At 40.5% G+C, this 18,240-nt stretch carries 10 protein-coding genes and 1 tRNA gene; 9 read left to right on the forward strand and 2 right to left on the reverse strand.

What is annotated here, in order from left to right:
- Positions 1-12 precede the first annotated feature (12 nt).
- A complete protein-coding gene (locus FN809_RS14405; RefSeq protein ID WP_142534238.1) occupies positions 13-1,482 on the reverse strand; it encodes a trypsin-like peptidase domain-containing protein in 1,470 nt (489 codons plus the stop codon).
- Positions 1,483-1,628: 146 nt separating this feature from the next.
- Positions 1,629-1,704: transfer RNA gene (locus tag FN809_RS14410), tRNA-His, on the reverse strand.
- A 134-nt stretch (positions 1,705-1,838) separates the two neighbouring features.
- Here FN809_RS14410 and FN809_RS14415 point away from each other — a divergent pair.
- The 9 genes from FN809_RS14415 (at position 1,839) to FN809_RS14455 (ending at position 18,064) form a co-directional block, all read left to right on the forward strand.
- A complete protein-coding gene (locus FN809_RS14415; RefSeq protein WP_142534239.1) occupies positions 1,839-2,525 on the forward strand; it encodes a DNA alkylation repair protein in 687 nt (228 codons plus the stop codon).
- A gap of 71 nt (positions 2,526-2,596) precedes the next feature.
- A complete protein-coding gene (locus FN809_RS14420) occupies positions 2,597-4,066 on the forward strand; it encodes an aminotransferase class V-fold PLP-dependent enzyme (protein WP_142534240.1) in 1,470 nt (489 codons plus the stop codon).
- 196 nt (positions 4,067-4,262) lie between these two features.
- Positions 4,263-5,492 (forward strand): GNAT family N-acetyltransferase, encoded by a 1,230-nt coding sequence (locus FN809_RS14425; protein ID WP_142534241.1) that lies wholly within the window; start codon positions 4,263-4,265, stop codon positions 5,490-5,492.
- A gap of 137 nt (positions 5,493-5,629) precedes the next feature.
- Positions 5,630-5,893 (forward strand): type B 50S ribosomal protein L31, encoded by a 264-nt coding sequence (locus FN809_RS14430; RefSeq protein WP_142534242.1) that lies wholly within the window; start codon positions 5,630-5,632, stop codon positions 5,891-5,893.
- Positions 5,894-6,062: 169 nt separating this feature from the next.
- Positions 6,063-8,483: an endopeptidase La gene (gene lon / locus FN809_RS14435; RefSeq protein WP_142534243.1), complete on the forward strand. Its 2,421-nt coding sequence runs from the start codon at positions 6,063-6,065 to the stop codon at positions 8,481-8,483.
- A 214-nt stretch (positions 8,484-8,697) separates the two neighbouring features.
- Entirely contained in the window at positions 8,698-9,816 is a 1,119-nt protein-coding gene (locus FN809_RS14440) for an AI-2E family transporter (protein WP_142534244.1), read from the forward strand.
- A gap of 292 nt (positions 9,817-10,108) precedes the next feature.
- Entirely contained in the window at positions 10,109-12,805 is a 2,697-nt protein-coding gene (locus FN809_RS14445; RefSeq protein ID WP_185957570.1) for a LuxR C-terminal-related transcriptional regulator, read from the forward strand.
- Positions 12,806-12,992: 187 nt separating this feature from the next.
- Positions 12,993-16,127 carry a SusC/RagA family TonB-linked outer membrane protein gene (locus tag FN809_RS14450; RefSeq protein ID WP_142534246.1) on the forward strand — a complete coding sequence of 1,045 codons (3,135 nt, stop codon included), beginning with the start codon at positions 12,993-12,995 and terminating at the stop codon, positions 16,125-16,127.
- An 11-nt stretch (positions 16,128-16,138) separates the two neighbouring features.
- On the forward strand, positions 16,139-18,064 hold the full coding sequence (locus tag FN809_RS14455; RefSeq protein WP_142534247.1) for a RagB/SusD family nutrient uptake outer membrane protein: 1,926 nt from the start codon (positions 16,139-16,141) through the stop codon (positions 18,062-18,064).
- The last annotated feature ends 176 nt before the right edge of the window (positions 18,065-18,240 follow it).

The following is an 18,240-nucleotide window of genomic DNA, read 5'->3' on the forward strand; positions in this document are numbered from 1 at the left end:
ACCCTCACATGTTTATCGCTGACGAGTTGGCGATATGGGTGTTTTGTTGCAATAGCGAGATAAGTATTTAATTGATTTGTAATGCCCCAGTTGGCCTGCCATATCCCAATCTCTGCAACATTTTTCTTTCATCCCCAAATTATAAAAGGCCAGGCCGCGGTTAAATAGAGCATGCGTGTCGGATGTGTCAATTGTTATGGCCTTGTCCAGATCACTAATGGCTTCCAAATAATTTTCGGATTGTATGCGTAAAGTGCCGCGTATAGAATAGACACCGGGAAGTTTTTCGTTTAGTGAAATGGCTTTATTAAGATTTTCCATGGCAGAGGCTTTCTCGCGAAAATACTGCATATTAAGTCGGGCTAACTCGTAATAGCCATTGGCATAAATAGGGCTTGATTTTATGGCTTTCTCGAAACTTTTTTTGGCTGTAAGTATGTCCTTGTGCAATTTTATGGCCAGCAAACCAAATTCTATCAAGGCAGGCGAAAAATAAGGATGCTGGTCTAAACACGTAATCAAATGCTTAAAAGCCGCTCTATCGTCTCTCGATCTTAAAAAAGCCATGGCTTCAAAATAATGAATCAGAAAATGTTTTGGATCCATTTTTTTGGCATGGGCGTAATCCGCTTCCATGCCTATGCTGTTGTGGTAATTCCTGCGCGCTTCGCCTCTAAATATATACGGAATTACAGCGGTGGAATCACGGCTTATTTCGCGTGTAAAATTCCTTGCGGCCTCCACCCAATCGCCGTTCATCAAATAGCTTATCCCCCTAAACATATGCGGATGGGGTAGTATTTTTTGGCGGTACAGTGTGGTATCTTTAGCAAGGCTATTGTTGGCTGAATGTTCCCATAGTGTATCGTTGATGACATGGGTGCTGATAAACTGGCAGGTGTTCGTTTTTTCGAGGTAGCTGGCTATGCCTATTAAATCGCCCTCGCTGTTCATTACAGGGGCTCCCGTGGAGTGCGGACCAAAATCGGAATCTACCTTTACCAATCTATCTAAATAAGGTGCTTGAAATACGGTAGAAACCGTACCGAGACTAAGACCTCCCTGTGCTTCCTGTGGGTGGCTAAAGATAAGCACTTCCTGGTTGCCTTTATCCGTTTCTTGCGATGGAATAATATAACTCAAGCTTCTGTCTCTATTGCCACTTGCCTTAAACAGTACTAAATCGGCCATTTTATGAATGGAGATGAGATGCGAAACTTCGTAGCTACGCCCATTCCTAAGGGTAAGTGAGATGGAGTCGGCATCTAAAAACAGGCTTGCCGGCGCAATAGCAATGCCATCCCCACTTATAAAAAAACCTGTACGTGTAGCTGTCACATTTTCTTTTGCATCGTAAGCCGATATAGAAAACACAGCCTTCTCCAGTTTAGCTATTTTCTCCATAACGCTTTGTGCCTCTACCGTAGTTCCGTATAGCAATATCAGCACAAAAATGGTAAGTTGATATGGAATTGCCTTCATAGGTATAATATGCTTAAAAGGAAATTGAAGATTGTCGCCTAAGCGCACGAAAATAAGGAATGTAGTGCTTAATTCAAATAGATAGCAGCAATAATGCTTTTAAACAAAAAACGCAATCCTCATAATGAGCATTGCGTTTTTGTATTGGGTGAAAGACCGGGTTCGAACCGGCGACCTCTGGAACCACAATCCAGCGCTCTAACCAGCTGAGCTACAATCACCATTTTTGCTAAAGCGATGCAAAGATAATAATAAAATAGTTAGCTTTGCAAACGTTTTTGTGGCAATCGTTAAATTAAAAATAAATCGTCGTTATTTGTTGTTGAAACATAGCGAATTATATAAAAATAAAGTACATGAAATTTTTTTTACAAGATGATATTTCCGATAAAGTTGACCAGATAATAAAGCATTTAAATAAACTCATGGATGGCAATGTGTCGGCTCAAATGAAAGATTTCGGACTGGAGTATAAGCTGAATTATGGTGCCAGTTTGATGTGGCTTCGTGAGCTTTCGGAAAAATATGGGCATAACAATCAACTGGCCAATCGGCTCTGGCATCGTCAAATCAGAGAAACCATGCTTATGGCTACCTTTATTGCCGATGCGCCAGGCATTTCCGAAGAACGTGTGGAGGAGTGGGGGGAGAGCTTGCAACATAATGAAATAGCCGAGCAGATGGGTGTTAACTTACTGTGGCAGCTGAGCTTTTTGGAGGCGCTGGCCTTAAATTGGCTCAGTAGCGATAGTAAGTACAAGCAATCGGCCATTTGGGCGGCATTGGCGGTGTTTGTGCAGCAAGGTGGCATCATAGAGGATGCAGTTCTGAACAAATATCTGCAAGCCATGGAAGATAGTTTTCAATCTACAGGCGCATTCGCATTAAGGGTGCAAGGGCGTTTTTTACGATCGTTGTGCCGTAAGTCATCAAATTATGTAAGTAAAATAGAGCAATTTATAGATAAGATATCGGAACGGCCAAATGCCGCCTGGTTAGTAGAAGATGTTAAAACAGAAATTGAGTTCTTGAAAACAAGATGAGGTGAATTGCTGTTAATGGATATACCATTGAATTTACTGACTCATAATTATCCTAAAAAAACACATTTCGCATGATCAAGCACGAATTGCATTTTAAAAAGTTCAGAGAGAATACCATTGGTTACGATGCCAAATTGGAAACGCCATTTGGCAATAAGCCGCTCGTATATGCCGATTGGATTGCCAGTGGAAGGTTGTATGAACCAATAGAGAATATCCTTAAAAATAAAATAGGCCCCATTGTGGCCAACACCCATTCCGAATCGAGCGACACAGGGCTTATAATGACTAACATTTACAAGCAGTCGCACAACATCATAAAAGAGCATGTAAACGCGGGTAGCGACGATATAATAATTACTGCAGGTTCCGGCATGACATCAGTGGTAAATAAATTACAACGCATTTTGGGCATTAGAGTGCCCGAACAAACGCGTCCTTATTGCCATATCCCACCGGAGCATCGTCCAGTAGTTTTTATTACCCATATGGAGCACCATTCTAATCATACTTCCTGGTTAGAGTCTAATGTAGATGTTGTGGTGCTTGAGCCTTCGTCCGATTTATTGGTAGATCCGGAATCGTTGAGAAAGGAAATTGTTAAATACGAAAAAAGAACCTTGAAGATAGGTGCCTTTTCGGCATGTTCTAACGTAACCGGTATTGAAGTGCCCTATTTTGAGCTGGCAAAAATCATGCACCAACATGGTGGATTTTGTTTTGTTGATTTTGCTGCCTCTGCGCCCTATACCGCTATTAATATGCACCCTGAAGATCCGGAAGAAAGACTGGATGCCATATATTTCTCACCACATAAATTTTTGGGAGGACCCGGAAGTTGTGGTGTGCTGGTTTTCAATATCTCTATCTACCATAACCATACGCCCGACAATTCCGGCGGTGGTACCGTAGATTGGACCAACCGCTGGGGTAAATACAGATACGTAGATGATATTGAAGCACGTGAAGATGGAGGCACACCCGGATTTATGCAGTCCATTAAAGCAGCACTTAGCATAAGGCTGAAGGAACAAATGGATCAGAAAAAAATGATGGAGCGGGAACAGGAGCAGGTGGCAAAAATATTAAAAGCCTTTAGGCAGATACCCGGCATGAATATACTGGCCAATAATGTGGATAATCGAATTGCTGCCATCTCATTTTACCTCGACGATATTCATTTTAACCTTATTGTACGTTTGCTTAACGACCGTTATGGCATTCAGGTGAGGGGTGGATGTTCGTGCGCAGGCACCTACGGGCATTACCTGCTGCACGTTGATTACTACACTTCAAATAATATTACCAGCAAAATAAACATGGGCGATCTTTCCGAAAAACCGGGCTGGGTGCGTTTGTCGGTTCACCCCACAACTTCTAGCGAAGAGATCGATTACATAATAGCTGCTGTTGAGCAGGTGGCCACTCATGCCCACGAATGGGGGAAAGAGTACGAATATGTAATTAGTAAAAATGAATATTTTTACAAAGGCACAGAAATGAAGAAACCGCAGGATTATGATTCCTGGTTTAGTTTATAGAACCTTTGTCATGCACTTATTTCATTATAACATAAGGACTTAACGTAAACCGGCTTTGTTCTGCTATAGTCGGGAGAAAAAACTATTAAAAATAGACTTAACAAGCAACTTTTAAATGTTTTTTTTGGCACAACAATTTTTATAGCTTTAGCCACTCATAAAGAAAAGCCAGGTTTTTAGCATTAATTTTTTCAGTATGCAGATAGTAACAGTAGATAATAAAGCAACCCGTCGGCACTTTTTGGATGTGGTTGCAAAAATATACCACAACGACAAGCATTTTGTTAGACCCTTAGATATAGATATCGAAAATATATTCAATCCTGATACGAATCCTTTTTATAGCCACGGTAAAGCCATACGGTATATATTAAAAAATGACGATGGTGAGGTGATAGGCAGGATAGCCGCCTTTGTGAACGACAAAAAGGCATACGGCTTTGAACAAGCTACAGGTGGGCTGGGCTTTTTTGAATGTATAAATAATAAAGCAGCCGCGTTTATGCTATTCGATGCGGGTGTAAACTGGCTTAAAGACCAGGGCATGGAAGCGGCCGACGGGCCGATTAACTTTGGGGAAAACGATAATTTCTGGGGCTTATTGGTCGAAGGCTTTACCGACCCTACCTACGGAATGCAGTACAACCCTCCTTATTATAAAGCGTTTTACGAGAGCTATGGCTTTCAAAATTATTTTGAGCAAGTTACCAATCGTTTGGATCTGAAAAAACCGTTCCCGGAGCGTTTCTGGAAAATTGCCGAATGGGTGGGTAAAAAGCCCAATTATCAGTTTAAACATTTTAAATGGAAGCAGAAGGATAAATTTATAGATGACGTGATAGAGATATATAACGATGCCTGGAGGTTTCACGAAAATTTCACTCCGCTTGACAGAGGTAAACTGGCCATGGCATTCGAAAAATCTAAACCCATTGTAATAGAAGAGGTGTTGTGGTTTGCGTATCATAAAAACGAACCCATAGGTTTTATTTTGATGTATCCCGATGTTAACCAGATATTTAAACGCCTGAACGGCAAGTTTAACATTATAAACAAACTAAGATTTTTGTGGTTAAAACGCAAAAAAACCATGACCCGCTTACGTGTAGTTATTCTGGGTGTAAAAACCAAGTTCCAAAAATCGGGTATCGAATCGGGGCTGTTTCATCATCTGCGTAACCCTGTTTTTTCCCGGCCCTGGTTCAACGAGATGGAGCTTTCGTGGGTAGGCGATTTTAATCCAAAAATGCGGGCGCTGCAAGAATCGATGGGTGCCGAGTTTTCAAAAAAACACATTACCTATCGTTTCATCTTCGACCCGGCTAAACGCAAGCAGGTAAGGGCAGCGGCCATCCCCCGCGATTCAAAGGAACGTACCCGGCAATCCGTTCCGGAAACACAGGATAAGGACAAGCTATCAAAATAGAAGATTCTTAGCTGTTTAAGTACAATATAAATAGCTGGTCAATTGCCAATAAATAAATACTTTTTCTTTTGCAGGTTATTTATTTATCCTTACCTTTGCGCACCGTTAAGTTTTTTGAATATTAAAGAGATAGGAAAATGAAAAAGGAAATTCATCCGGATAATTATCGCTTGGTTGCTTTCAAAGATATGTCAAACGACGAGGTTTTTATCACTCGTTCTACAGCAAATGCCAAAGATACAATTGAAATTGACGGAGTACAGTATCCATTGTTGAAACTTGAGATCTCCAACACATCTCACCCTTTTTACACAGGTAAGATGAAACTTGTTGATACCGCAGGACGTGTTGATAAGTTTAGAAACAGATATCAAAAACATATGGACAGCAAAAAAAAATAAGCTAATCATAGCTTTACTTGCAAAAGCTTCGGTTATACCGGAGCTTTTTTTTTAATACCTCGTTAAGGCAGTATCTTCTTTGGCATGCCAATTGCCAATACCACTTGCCGTGCTCGTGTTGTTGTAAGAAATGACAATATGGCACTAAAACGCTACATATATAATTATTATGAAAGATATTAAAATCTCAATTGATAACTTTGGTTTAAATGAGGAGTACGCTTCAGAAACAGAATTTATTCCCATTGTTTCTGATGAGAGTGCGGATGAGGTAGATTTTGATATGCCGGATACACTACCCATTTTGCCATTGCGTAACACCGTATTATTTCCGGGGGTAATCGTACCCATTTCGCTGGGTCGCGATAAGTCTTTAAAACTGGTACGTGAAGTACAGCGGGGGAACGGTATTTTTGGTGCCGTAGCCCAAAAACAGGTGGAAACTGAGGAGCCCGGGATAGACGATATATACAAGGTAGGTACGGTGGCCAAGGTGATTAAGATGCTGGAAATGCCGGATGGCTCTACGTCGGCCATCATACAGGGTAAGGTGCGTTTTAAAATGGAAGAACTGTTGGAATCAGATCCTTTTTTTAAAGCACGTGTAAGCCAACTGCAAGACATTATACCCTTAGATGACAAAACCCGCGATTACGAGGCTTTGGTAAGCTCCCTGAAGGACCTTTCGCTACGTATTATTAAATACTCAAGCAATATACCGCCCGAAGCATCTTTTGCCGTAAAAAACATTGAGAATGCCACTTTCCTTATCAACTTCATCTGCTCAAATGCCGAAATTTCTGTTAAAGAAAAGCAGGACTTATTGCAGATGGACGAATTGAAAGAAAAGGGTATGAAATTACTTGAGCACCTTACCCGTGAGGTACAACTACTCGAGTTAAAAAGCGACATTCAAAGCAAAGTTAAGCTCGATATCGACCAGCAACAGCGCGAATACATGCTGCACCAGCAAATGAAAACTATTCAGGATGAGCTGGGATCGAGCCCCTTAGAACAAGAAGTACGCGACTTAAAAGCCCTGGGCGAGAAGAAAAAATGGGGCAAAGAAATTTCAGAATTGTTTTACAAGGAAGTAGACAAGCTGGAGCGGCTCAACCCTGCTTCGGGTGAATACTCGGTACAGCACAATTACTTACAGACCTTGCTCGATATCCCCTGGAACGAATATACCGAGGACAGATTTGATATGGAATCGGCAGAAAAAGTGCTGGATAGAGACCACTTTGGTTTAGACGGTGTTAAGGAACGCATATTGGAACATTTGGCTGTGCTAAAACTAAAGGGCGACTTAAAATCGCCTATTATCTGTTTATACGGCCCTCCCGGTGTGGGTAAAACATCGCTGGGTAAATCGGTGGCCGATGCCTTGGGACGGAAATATGCCAGAATGTCACTCGGGGGTGTACACGATGAATCGGAAATTCGGGGGCACAGAAAAACCTATATTGGCGCCATGCCCGGAAGAATTATTCACAACATAAAAAAAGCCGGCAGTGCCAACCCTGTTTTTATCCTCGACGAGATTGATAAAATAGGAAGCAGTGGCCATGGCGATCCGGCTTCAGCGTTGTTAGAAGTGTTGGATCCGGAACAAAACGAAAAATTCCACGACAATTTTCTAGAAGTGGATTTTGACTTATCAAAGGTAATTTTTATCGCTACAGCCAACACCTTGGGTAACATCTCGCAACCACTGCTGGACAGGATGGAACTGATAGAGGTGACAGGTTATATATTAGACGAGAAATGCGAGATTGCCAAACGCCACTTATGGCCCAAGCAGCTCGAAAATCATGGTATCCCTAAAAGCAAGCTGACGGTTTCAAAAAAAACCATGAGCTTTATTATCGAAAATTACACCCGGGAGTCTGGTGTTAGGGAGTTGAATAAAACACTGGCAAAGCTGGCCCGCAAGTATGCCTTAAAAATAGCCACAGGAAAAAAGGTAGCTAAAGCCATCTCCATAGATAATGTAAAGGAAAATTTAGGGGTGGAACGCTTTACCAAGGAAAAATGGCAGGACAGCCACGTGCCCGGCGTTGTTACCGGCTTAGCCTGGACCGCTGTGGGCGGCGAAATACTTTATGTGGAAAGCAGCCTAAGCAAAGGTATCGGCAAACTCACCCTCACCGGTAATTTGGGCGATGTGATGAAAGAGTCGGCCGTACTGGCACTGGAATACATCAAAAGCAATTGCAAGGAATTTGGTATAAACGAAAAAGTATTCGACCAAAAAAATATCCATGTCCATGTTCCGGAAGGTGCCATTCCTAAGGACGGCCCATCGGCAGGAATAACCATGGCAACCGCGCTTATGTCGGCATTTACCGGACGTAAAGTTAAAAAGCGCATTGCCATGACCGGCGAAATAACACTTCGTGGAAAAGTATTGCCGGTAGGAGGCATCAAAGAAAAAATACTGGCTGCAAAAAGAGCAGGTATTAAAGAAATTATCCTGTCGAACAGTAACTTAAAAGATGTGGCCGAAATAAAGGATATGTACATTGAGGGCTTAGAATTCCATTATGTAAATACCATTAAAGAAACGCTGGATCATGTTCTTGTTTAAGGTTACAGGAGGATGGATTATAAAATTATAATTTTTAACAGGCCCCGGAGCAAATGTGTGTTCCGGGGTTTTTTATACTTCCATATCACCATTCGGAGTACATTTGTAGTGATTGGATCAAAATGATGGCCTACAGATGTTGATGTTAAAATGTTTTTCATATATTTATTAACGTAGATATTATAAATATTTGTGCTGATAAAAAAAGCAAGCGATGAAAGACAACTTAAAATACACACTTGGTTTTATAGCCGTTGCGGCAGGCATATTTTTGCTCTGGTATTTTAAGGCAATCGTTTTTTTTATTTTTATATCGGCCATTTTATCCTTGGTCACCCGTCCGTTGTACGACTTTTTTAGGGGAAAAAAAAGAGGAAAAAAAGAACAACGAAAACTACATATGTCAAAAGGCATGAGTGCTTTTGCAACTTTGCTTGTTATGTGGGCTATACTGTTGGGATTTGTAAGTTATGTGTTCCCGTTTTTGATTGCTGAACTGCAATATCTCTCAACCGTGGATTTTAACCTGATACTCGAAAAGCTCGAAGAATTTACCCAGCCTATTTTTGCCCCGTTGCATAATTCCTCTTTTGGCCAGGAAAGCTTTCCCTTAATCAGCGATCAGATCAACGATTTTTTAGTGGCTACATTCGATTTTGGTAAGTTGCAGATAATGCTGGCATCGGTGGCCGATTTTGTGGGAAGTACCTTTATCGCCTTGTTTTCTATTTCGTTTATTACTTTTTTTTTAATAAAAGACGAATGGTTGTTGCTCGAAGGCATTAAGTTGTTTGTCCCTGAATCCTATTATGTAGGCGTCGATCACATGCTTTGGTCTATCAACCGGCTGTTGCGGAGGTACTTTATTGGCATCATCATTCAAATATCACTTATCTCCACCCTTTTGGTATTGGGTCTTTTGGTTATAGGTCTGGAGTTCAGGCATGCGTTAATTATAGGCCTGTTTTCGGGTTTTGTAAATATTATACCCTACCTGGGACCACTGATTGGTGGCTTGTTTGGCACTTTAGTATCCTTAGTAGTGTATCTGCAACTGGCCTTACCACCTCCTTTTTTACTGTACCTGGGAGGTATAGCTATGCTCTATGTTATAGTTCAATTGTTAGACAATCTGGTATTTCAGCCGGTTATTTTCTCTACAAGCGTAAAGGCGCATCCCCTCGAAATTTTTTTGGTAATTATTATGGCCGGATACATGGCGGGCATGTTAGGTATGTTCCTGGCCATTCCCGTTTATACCATTGTAAGGGTGGTGGCTAAGGAATTTTTCTCGAAATATAATCTGGTGCGTAAACTCACAGGGAAGTTATAATTTTAGCCCATCAATTTTTTTATTCACTTAAGCGATATGGCGTTTGTGCCAGCGAAACAAACCTACGGTGTTTCTGGGCATGAGGCAAGTAGAGATTGAGCATTAACGCTTGTGTTGCAACGGTGCTACCCAAGAGCTTTTGCCACCGAAGGAAACTTATTGCCTTCTCTCGGATATTCGGATGGCAGGATTATAGAGGAAAGGGAAGTTCCCGCATGGGTTTTATGAAGCATTTTTACCAATGCTTGTTTCTATGATTATAAATGTTTTATTTCATTGTCAAAATTATACTATGGTACAAAATGTTCGTAGATGCCTGTTAACTAAGATGCTGTTGGCGTTTTTATTTATTGCCCTAACAGGCGAAGAAGCATTTTCTGCAAGAATAATACCAACGGTGAAATCTTTTGAAAAGACAGATTATAAAGCAGGAAGGCAGAATTGGGATATTGCAAAAGATAAAGATGGTATTATTTACTTTGCAAATACGGATGGTTTGCTATGTAATATCTTTGGAGAATGGACTCTTCATCAACTTGAAAAAGGGGGCAATGTTAGAGCTATTCATGCAGAAAATGATACTGTTTGGGTAGGGGGTATTGAGGAGTTCGGTTACTTTTTTAAACGCGATAATGGTGCTTTAGTGTATAGTAAACTTGGTGACCTGGACGGTGAAATTGTTTGGAAAGTAATAGCGTATGAAAATCAAATTATTTATCAAACCTATTTAGGTTTAATTATTTACGATAAAGCGACCAAAAAAGTAAAACGGAATACGTATACCGAAGAGTTTTGGACAATTACTGAATGGGAAGGAGAGCTATGGGCAATTGCAACCGGAGGCATTATTGGTGTTATCAGAGATAACAGGTTCTATCACAGGGAAGCATTTACAGAACAAGTAGCTGAAGTACGCCAAGTTTTTATACATGATAAGCGCTTGTTTATTGTAACGTTTAATGATGTTTTTGTTTATGATAAAAACACATTGACGAAATTAAAATTAGATGCTAAATTTAAAAATGTACAGTTTTTTACAGGATGCTCCCTTAACAAGAGTACTTTATTATTGGGCACCGTAACATCAGGTTTGATAAGCATTGATTATAAAACAGGGGACTATACATCCATAAGCACGGCAGAAGGCTTGCTTGATAATACAGTGCTGAGTTTAAAAACTGTTGAAGATAAAGGTGTTTGGTTAGGGTTGGATTATGGCATTGCAAAAGTTGAGTTTAAAAAAACCATCTATCCTATATTTGCCAAAGGAGCTACCTATCATATCAAAGATATTGGAAATAAGACTTACTTATCTACAAATAAAGGTGCATTTATATCTGAAAACGACCAAGCATTCCAGTTTATCGAAGGTAGTGCAGGGCAGGTGTGGAGAATTAGGGCTGTTAACAAGGTGCTTTATATGTGCCACAACGAAGGAGCCTATAAAATAATTAATCGGAAGTTACAGCCTGTCTTCGAGGAAACGGGTGTAATGGATATAGCCAGGTTCGGACAATCAGATTACTATTTGTTATCCGCCTACCATGGTGTTTTGCTGGTTAAATATACACAGGGCAAGTTCCAGTTTATTTCTAATCTTAACGTATGGGGAAATCCAAAACTACACTACGACGCGCAAGCAGATTGTATTTGGGGCGATACCAAAAAGAAACCTCTGGTGCAGTTTCAATTGAAGAATGATAAGGTTAACATTAGGCTTCATGAAAATATGGAGCGCTTTTTTGAAACCCGGGCAGGCTTAGTATTTTACAATGGGATGATTTTGATGGCCTACGAACCGGATGCCAATGTGTTTAGCAAGATACAACAAGCGCCATTTAGCCATGTGGCCGAAAAGGGGATTGCAGCTTTAGATATTGCAGAGAACAATGGGGCGGTGGCCTATATTGCCAACGATGAAATTAAATTATTTGTAACATTGCCGGATGGAACGGTTCACTCCTATGAGAAATTTATAAGCTCCGTAAAATATGATTTAATTAAAGCAGATCCATTTTTAAACTTATACAATAATGAACTTAGAATAGCTACCGACAGGGGTGTGGTGGTATTTAATTTGGAATACCAATCATCGGCAATTCAAGAAAAACCTGTAATTACATCGGTAAATATCGGTTCAAAGGGCATGCATAAAAAACTCTTTTTCCCCTTTAAGGACAGTACGATTAACCTGATGAAAGGAAGATATGATCTGCAGTTGCAATTTGCTTCGCCCTATTCTGATTATGAATTTACAGAGTTTAGGTATAAGCTTGAACCCTATGATAAAGAATGGACGGAATGGAAAAGTAAAATCAACAAAAAAGAGTATACAGGGATAAGTGGCGGTGAGTATCAATTTTTACTTCAAACCAGGGTTAATCAATCCATCATTAAACAAACCTCACTAAATATTAACGTAAGCCGGCATTGGTTTCAAAACAAGTGGATTCTTATTCCAGGAATTATTACCATATTCCTAATATTCGCTTATGTTGCCTTTTTAATTATAAGGGCGATAAAGGAAAAAGCGCATTTAAGCAAGCTGGCCTATGAAAAACGCTTGAAACAAGAGGCTGTTGAGTCAAAGAATGAGCAGTTGATCCAATTCCTTGAGATAATATCCCACAAAAACAGTTTTTTACAAGATATTAAAACTATTCTGGCCGGGATGCGAAATTCAGAGGCCTGCCGATGTGTAAAAAAAATAGATGCAGAACTCAATAATGAAAAGAAGAAATTTCTCTATCATAAACTTTTTTCCGAAAACAGTAGGGAATTAGTTATTCGTGTTTCAAAAGATTATCCTGCTTTAACGGATAATGATATACGAATACTTACATTGATCAGAACCAATATGAGTTCCAGGGAAATTGCAGCTATTCTCAATATCTCCAACCGAAGTTTCGATACGAGCAGGTACCGCATACGAAAAAAATTAGGGTTAAACCACGATGAAGATTTAAATTCTTTTATCCGCAACCTGTAAATTATTGAATTTGTAACCCCTATAAATTCAGTTACATAAGAGCCTGTGTCTATATGGTGCTAAAATTTATTTTAGCCTGTTTAGAGTTAATCTATGGGGCAGATTTGACTTACCGCTTTTGACCTTATAACATTGTTTAACAATTAAAATCAACAGCAAATAGCGGAAAATTATCAATCTGAATCAAATGGATTTAAAAAAAATATCTACGGTAGTGTTGTTACTAATGCTCAGCACAACAAGTTTTACCCAGTCTAAGCTCGTTAAGGGGCTGGTAGTAGAATCCAACGGGAATCCTTTAATTGGAGTTACCGTTTTTAAAAAAAACACCACCCATGGGGTCATCACCGATTTAGACGGCCGTTACATCATTCAGGATTTAACGGTAGGCGACACCCTGGCATTTTCTTTTATAGGTTTTCAAACTCAGGAGCGGGTGGTGGGCGAATCCAGCCAAATAGACGTGGTGATGGCCGAAGATGTAGCCGAACTGGGAGAGGTGCAAATTGTGGCTTTCTCAAAGCAAAAAAAGGAGAGTGTGATTGGCTCTATCAATACCATAAGGCCGGCTGAATTAAAACAACCGGCTTCTAACCTAACAGGGGCATTGGCCGGTAGAATGGCCGGAATTATATCGTATCAACGCTCCGGTGAACCCGGACGCGACAATGCCGAATTTTTTATCCGGGGAGTAACATCTTTTGGTTATGCCAATAGTCCCTTAATTTTATTAGATGGCTTTGAAATATCGTCGGAAGATTTAGCCCGGGTTGAACCGGATAACATTGCCAGCTTCTCCATTATGAAGGATGCCACCGCAACCGCATTATATGGAGCAAGGGGTGCTAATGGTGTTATTCTGGTTAATACAAAGGAAGGGAAGAAGGGGAAAGCTAAGATAACCGCGCGCATGGAAACATCCATTGCCAGCCCAACTAAGCTGAATTCTTTTCTTAATGGGGTGGATTACATGGAGCAATACAATAAAGCACTGCGAACCAGGGTACCTGAAGAACAACTATTTTATTCAAAAGATAAAATAGAAAATACCCGGAACAATGTTAATTCCTACATCTATCCGAATGTAAATTGGTATGATGAGCTGTTTAAAAATCAAACGTATAATTCACGTGCCAACCTTAATGTAACCGGAGGTGGCAATGTGGCTCAATACTATATTTCAGCTTCTTTCAATAACGAAACCGGCTTGCTCAAAGTCGATAATCAAAATAATTTTAATAACAACATCGACATCAAGCGTTACAACCTACGAGCCAATATCAATATTAGCCTCACAAAAACTACGCAGATTTCAACTAAGTTTTATTCGTTGTTTTCGCAGTATAACGGGCCATCAGAAAACGCTTCGGATATTTTTGGAAGGGTAATGAACGCCAATCCCGTTACATTTCCAAAATATTTCCCCAGAAATCCGAATGTCCTAATCGGTTCAGGTTCCGCTGAGTTTGTTAATCATACGATGTTCGGCAATAAAAGTCGTGGAGGTGGTGCATTCTATCCCAACCCTTATGCCGACATGGTTAAGGGCTACAAAGATGAGTTTTCGTCCACCATTTTGTCGCAGTTTAAAATTGAACAGGATTTAAGTGGCCTTACCCAAGGATTATCGGCAAGGGGGATGGCATCTATTAAAAATTATAGTACTTATGGAAGTAGCAGAAGCTTTGAACCATTTTATTATGATGGCTTATCTTATCTCGCTCCTACTCCCGAGATCCCTGAAGGGCAGATAAATATCTACCAATTGAACGAAGGTACAGACTATTTAAACGACCCTAGCACATGGACTAATGCAAATAGCCGGGTTTATTTTGAATTGGCTGCCATGTATAACCGTGACTTTGGACAACATAGCGTTGGGGGATTATTTGTTTACACCCGCGAAGAGCGATTAAACACTATTCAAGGTAGCAACAATGTATATACTTCGTTACCTGCCCGTAATATGGGTTTAGCCGGCCGTGCCACTTATGGCTTTAATAAAAAATACTTTGTGGAGTTAAATTTTGGCTATAATGGTTCAGAGCGTTTTGCCAAAGATAATCGCTTTGGATTTTTCCCGTCGGCGGGGGTGGGTTATACCATTTCAGAAGAAAAGTTTTGGGCTCGGCTAAAACCAAGTATCAACCAGCTAAAATTTAGAGCCACCTATGGCCTAGTGGGTAATGATGCTATATCAGCCGAGAGTGATCGTTTCTTTTACATGTCGGATGTAAACATAAATGATGGAGGAAAAGCATATGCCTGGGGGCAGGATTTTTCGACCCGTTATAATGGCTATCATATTAACCGATACGCCAATGAGTCCGTAACGTGGGAGGTGGCCGAAAAATTGAATGTTGGGCTTGAAATGTCGTTGTTCAAAAAACTCACCTTACAAGGTGATTATTTCAAGGAGATGCGCTCCAATATTTATATGCCGTATCAGTATATTCCGGCTACAAGTGGTTTGGCCTCCGAGATAAAAAGCAATATTGGAGAAGCGAAGTCTTATGGTTTTGATGGGTCTGCCGATTATAACCATTCCTTTTCAAATGGATTATATTTGATAGGACGTGCTAACTTTACTTATGCAAAAAATGAAGTTATTGCCAATGGAGAGCCTCAGTATCAGTACCCTTATATGAGCCGCGTTGGGCATCCCATAGATCAAATGTGGGGTTTGGTGGCCGAGCGATTATTTATTGATGAGGCCGATATTTATAACTCACCGGTACAAACATTTGGTAACAATTATTTACCCGGCGATATTAAATATGTAGATGTGAATAGTGATGGCAAGATCGATGAAAACGATCGGGTACCCATTGGTTTTCCTACTGTTCCGGAAATAATTTATGGTTTTGGATTAACCGCCGGATATAAAGGTTTCGATGCCTCTTTTTTCTTTCAAGGTTCAGCACGCTCTTCGTTTATGATTGCACCGGATAAGATAGCACCATTTGTTGGTGAGCGAAATGCCTTGAATATAATTGCCGATAATCACTGGTCGGAGTTTAATCCTGATCCTTATGCTTTTTGGCCCCGATTGAGTACCACAGCAATTGCGAATAACGAACAGGCCTCAACCTGGTGGTTAAGAGACGGAAGTTTCCTGCGCCTTAAAAGTTTTGAAGTGGGCTATACTTTAAACCGAACAGTGTTGCAAAAAATAAAGTTTGAAAATTTAAGGTTGTATGTAAGTGGAAATAATCTGCTTTACTTCAGTAAGTTCAAATTGTGGGATCCGGAAATGGGTGATAATGGTTTGGGTTACCCTACCCAACGTATATTTAATATTGGTATGAACGTAACTTTTTAATTGATCAGGAAATGAAAAAATATACAAATATACTTCTGGTACTGCTGGCAGCACTAATGCTAGCAAGTTGCGAATATCTTGATATTGTGCCTGAAAAAACGCAGGAGCTGTCACTGGTTTTTGAACGCAAAGAGCAAGCCTATAAAGCCTTGGCTACTTGCTATTCTTACTTGCCTAAGAGCGATGATTTATATGGTACCCATACCGTAATGACCGATGAGCTAACCTCGCCCATTCGTCAATCGGTTAATGGCATTGAAATTATGCGGGGAAAGCAATCCGTTGGTAATCCTATGTTATCCTTTTGGCAAGGTTATAACGGTGGGGCTGGTGTATGGCAACATTCATTGTACAATGCTATTAACGATTGTAATATTTTTTTGGAAAACATAGGTAAAGTGCCCGATATGTCCGACTCGGAAAAACGGGAGTGGAGTGCGGAGGTGAGGTTTTTAAAGGCCTATTATCACTTTTTGTTAGTTATGCGTTATGGCCCCATCCCAATTATGGATAAAAATTTCCCTATTTCGGCCTCGCCCGAAGAAGTGAGGGTATTTAGAAATTCAACAGATAAATGTTTTGATTATATCGAGACACAAATAAGCCTGGCTATTACCGATTTGCCGGCAAGGGTTACAAATACCAACTTTCTGGGGCGCGTTGACCGAACTATAGCGGCCGCGATTAAATCCAGAGTGCTGCTGTATGCAGCCAGTCCACTGTTTAATGGCAATGCTCAGTTTTATGCGGGTTATACCGATAAAAATGGGAAAGAGTTATTTAATACCACTTTCGATAAGCAAAAGTGGGCTAAAGCACTGGAAGCGGCCGAATATGCGATTCAACTGGCGGAAGGAAACGGGGTAAGAATGTATCGTTTTGATGGCGAGTATCGGGCCTACGATAATGCCAATGTGATTTACGATGCTGAGTTTACCGAAAGTATTTACAACTACAAATTCATGTTTGTTGATCGTTGGAACAGTGAATTAATTTGGGGGCTATCGAGGGTCACTACGGATTATTACCAAATTCAGGCATCCACCTTAATAAAAAGTACGGCAGCATCCAGCAACGAGGCGGCATGGCAATGGCTGTCGCCTACTTACCGGATGGCCGAATTATATTACACCAAAAATGGCTTACCAATTGACCAGGATTTAAGCTTCGATTACGATAATAAATATGTGCTGCGAAGAGGAACAGCTGCAGATTTTAGTGTGTTTGTTGTACAAATAGGGCAGGAGACCGTACAGCTTCATTTCGACAGAGAACCCAGATTTTATGCAACTATTGCATTCGATAGGGGCTATAATCGCGCCCATGGTATAAAGCAGTTTTTAAAAATGCGTAATGGTGAAGTACCGGGTGGCAAAAAGGGTAGCTCAAATGATTATCTGATTTCTGGATATGGATTAAAAAAATATGTGCATCCCGACTCGCAGGGTAATGGTTATGATAAGCTGGTTAATTATCCCTGGCCTTTAATTCGTATGTCGGAGCTTTACTTAAATTATGCCGAGGCGTATAACGAATACAACGGACCTAATGCCAGCGTTTATGAAGCCTTAAATCAGGTGCGTCAAAGGGTAGGACTGCCAAATGTTGAAGATGTTTGGTCAGATGCTTCCTTAGCCAAAACGGTAGGTAAGCACGCATCGCAGGAGGGCTTACGCGATATTATCCAACAAGAGCGCTTGATTGAGCTGGCATTTGAAGGCCACCGCTATGACGATATACGACGTTGGAAGCAAGCCGAAACGTACTTTAGCACTCCGGTTAAAGGATGGAGCGTTACGGAGAGCCAGATCGATCGGTTTTATACGCTTATTAATGTAGGAGAGCGTTCGTTTATTACACCACGCGATTATTTCCAACCAATTAAAACGGAAGAACTTTCAAGAAACCCTAACCTGATTCAAAATCTGGGCTGGTAAGGGTATGTTGATTTTATATTAAGTACAACCATGAAAAGTTAAATCGAGATGAAACGAGTTCCCCCGATGAAAAATCGGGGCGGGCTATCCCGCTATGGCGGACAAGTTAGTGGCAAAGGAAATCAATTATAAACAGATCACCCATGATTATTGGGATTAACACACAGGGGAATGAT

This window comes from Saccharicrinis carchari (assembly GCF_900182605.1).
In the GTDB taxonomy this organism is placed as follows: Bacteria; Bacteroidota; Bacteroidia; order Bacteroidales; family Marinilabiliaceae; genus Saccharicrinis; species Saccharicrinis carchari.

Bases quoted from the DNA above. Each gene is read 5' to 3' on its own strand.
- FN809_RS14445 (WP_185957570.1), top strand. From the start codon at position 10,109: ATGGTACAAAATGTTCGTAGATGCCTGTTAACTAAGATGCTGTTGGCG.
- FN809_RS14405 (WP_142534238.1), bottom strand. From the start codon at position 1,482: ATGAAGGCAATTCCATATCAACTTACCATTTTTGTGCTGATATTGCTA.
- FN809_RS14450 (WP_142534246.1), top strand. From the start codon at position 12,993: ATGGATTTAAAAAAAATATCTACGGTAGTGTTGTTACTAATGCTCAGC.
- FN809_RS14440 (WP_142534244.1), top strand. From the start codon at position 8,698: ATGAAAGACAACTTAAAATACACACTTGGTTTTATAGCCGTTGCGGCA.
- FN809_RS14420 (WP_142534240.1), top strand. From the start codon at position 2,597: ATGATCAAGCACGAATTGCATTTTAAAAAGTTCAGAGAGAATACCATT.
- FN809_RS14430 (WP_142534242.1), top strand. From the start codon at position 5,630: ATGAAAAAGGAAATTCATCCGGATAATTATCGCTTGGTTGCTTTCAAA.
- FN809_RS14415 (WP_142534239.1), top strand. From the start codon at position 1,839: ATGAAATTTTTTTTACAAGATGATATTTCCGATAAAGTTGACCAGATA.
- FN809_RS14425 (WP_142534241.1), top strand. From the start codon at position 4,263: ATGCAGATAGTAACAGTAGATAATAAAGCAACCCGTCGGCACTTTTTG.
- lon (WP_142534243.1), top strand. From the start codon at position 6,063: ATGAAAGATATTAAAATCTCAATTGATAACTTTGGTTTAAATGAGGAG.
- FN809_RS14455 (WP_142534247.1), top strand. From the start codon at position 16,139: ATGAAAAAATATACAAATATACTTCTGGTACTGCTGGCAGCACTAATG.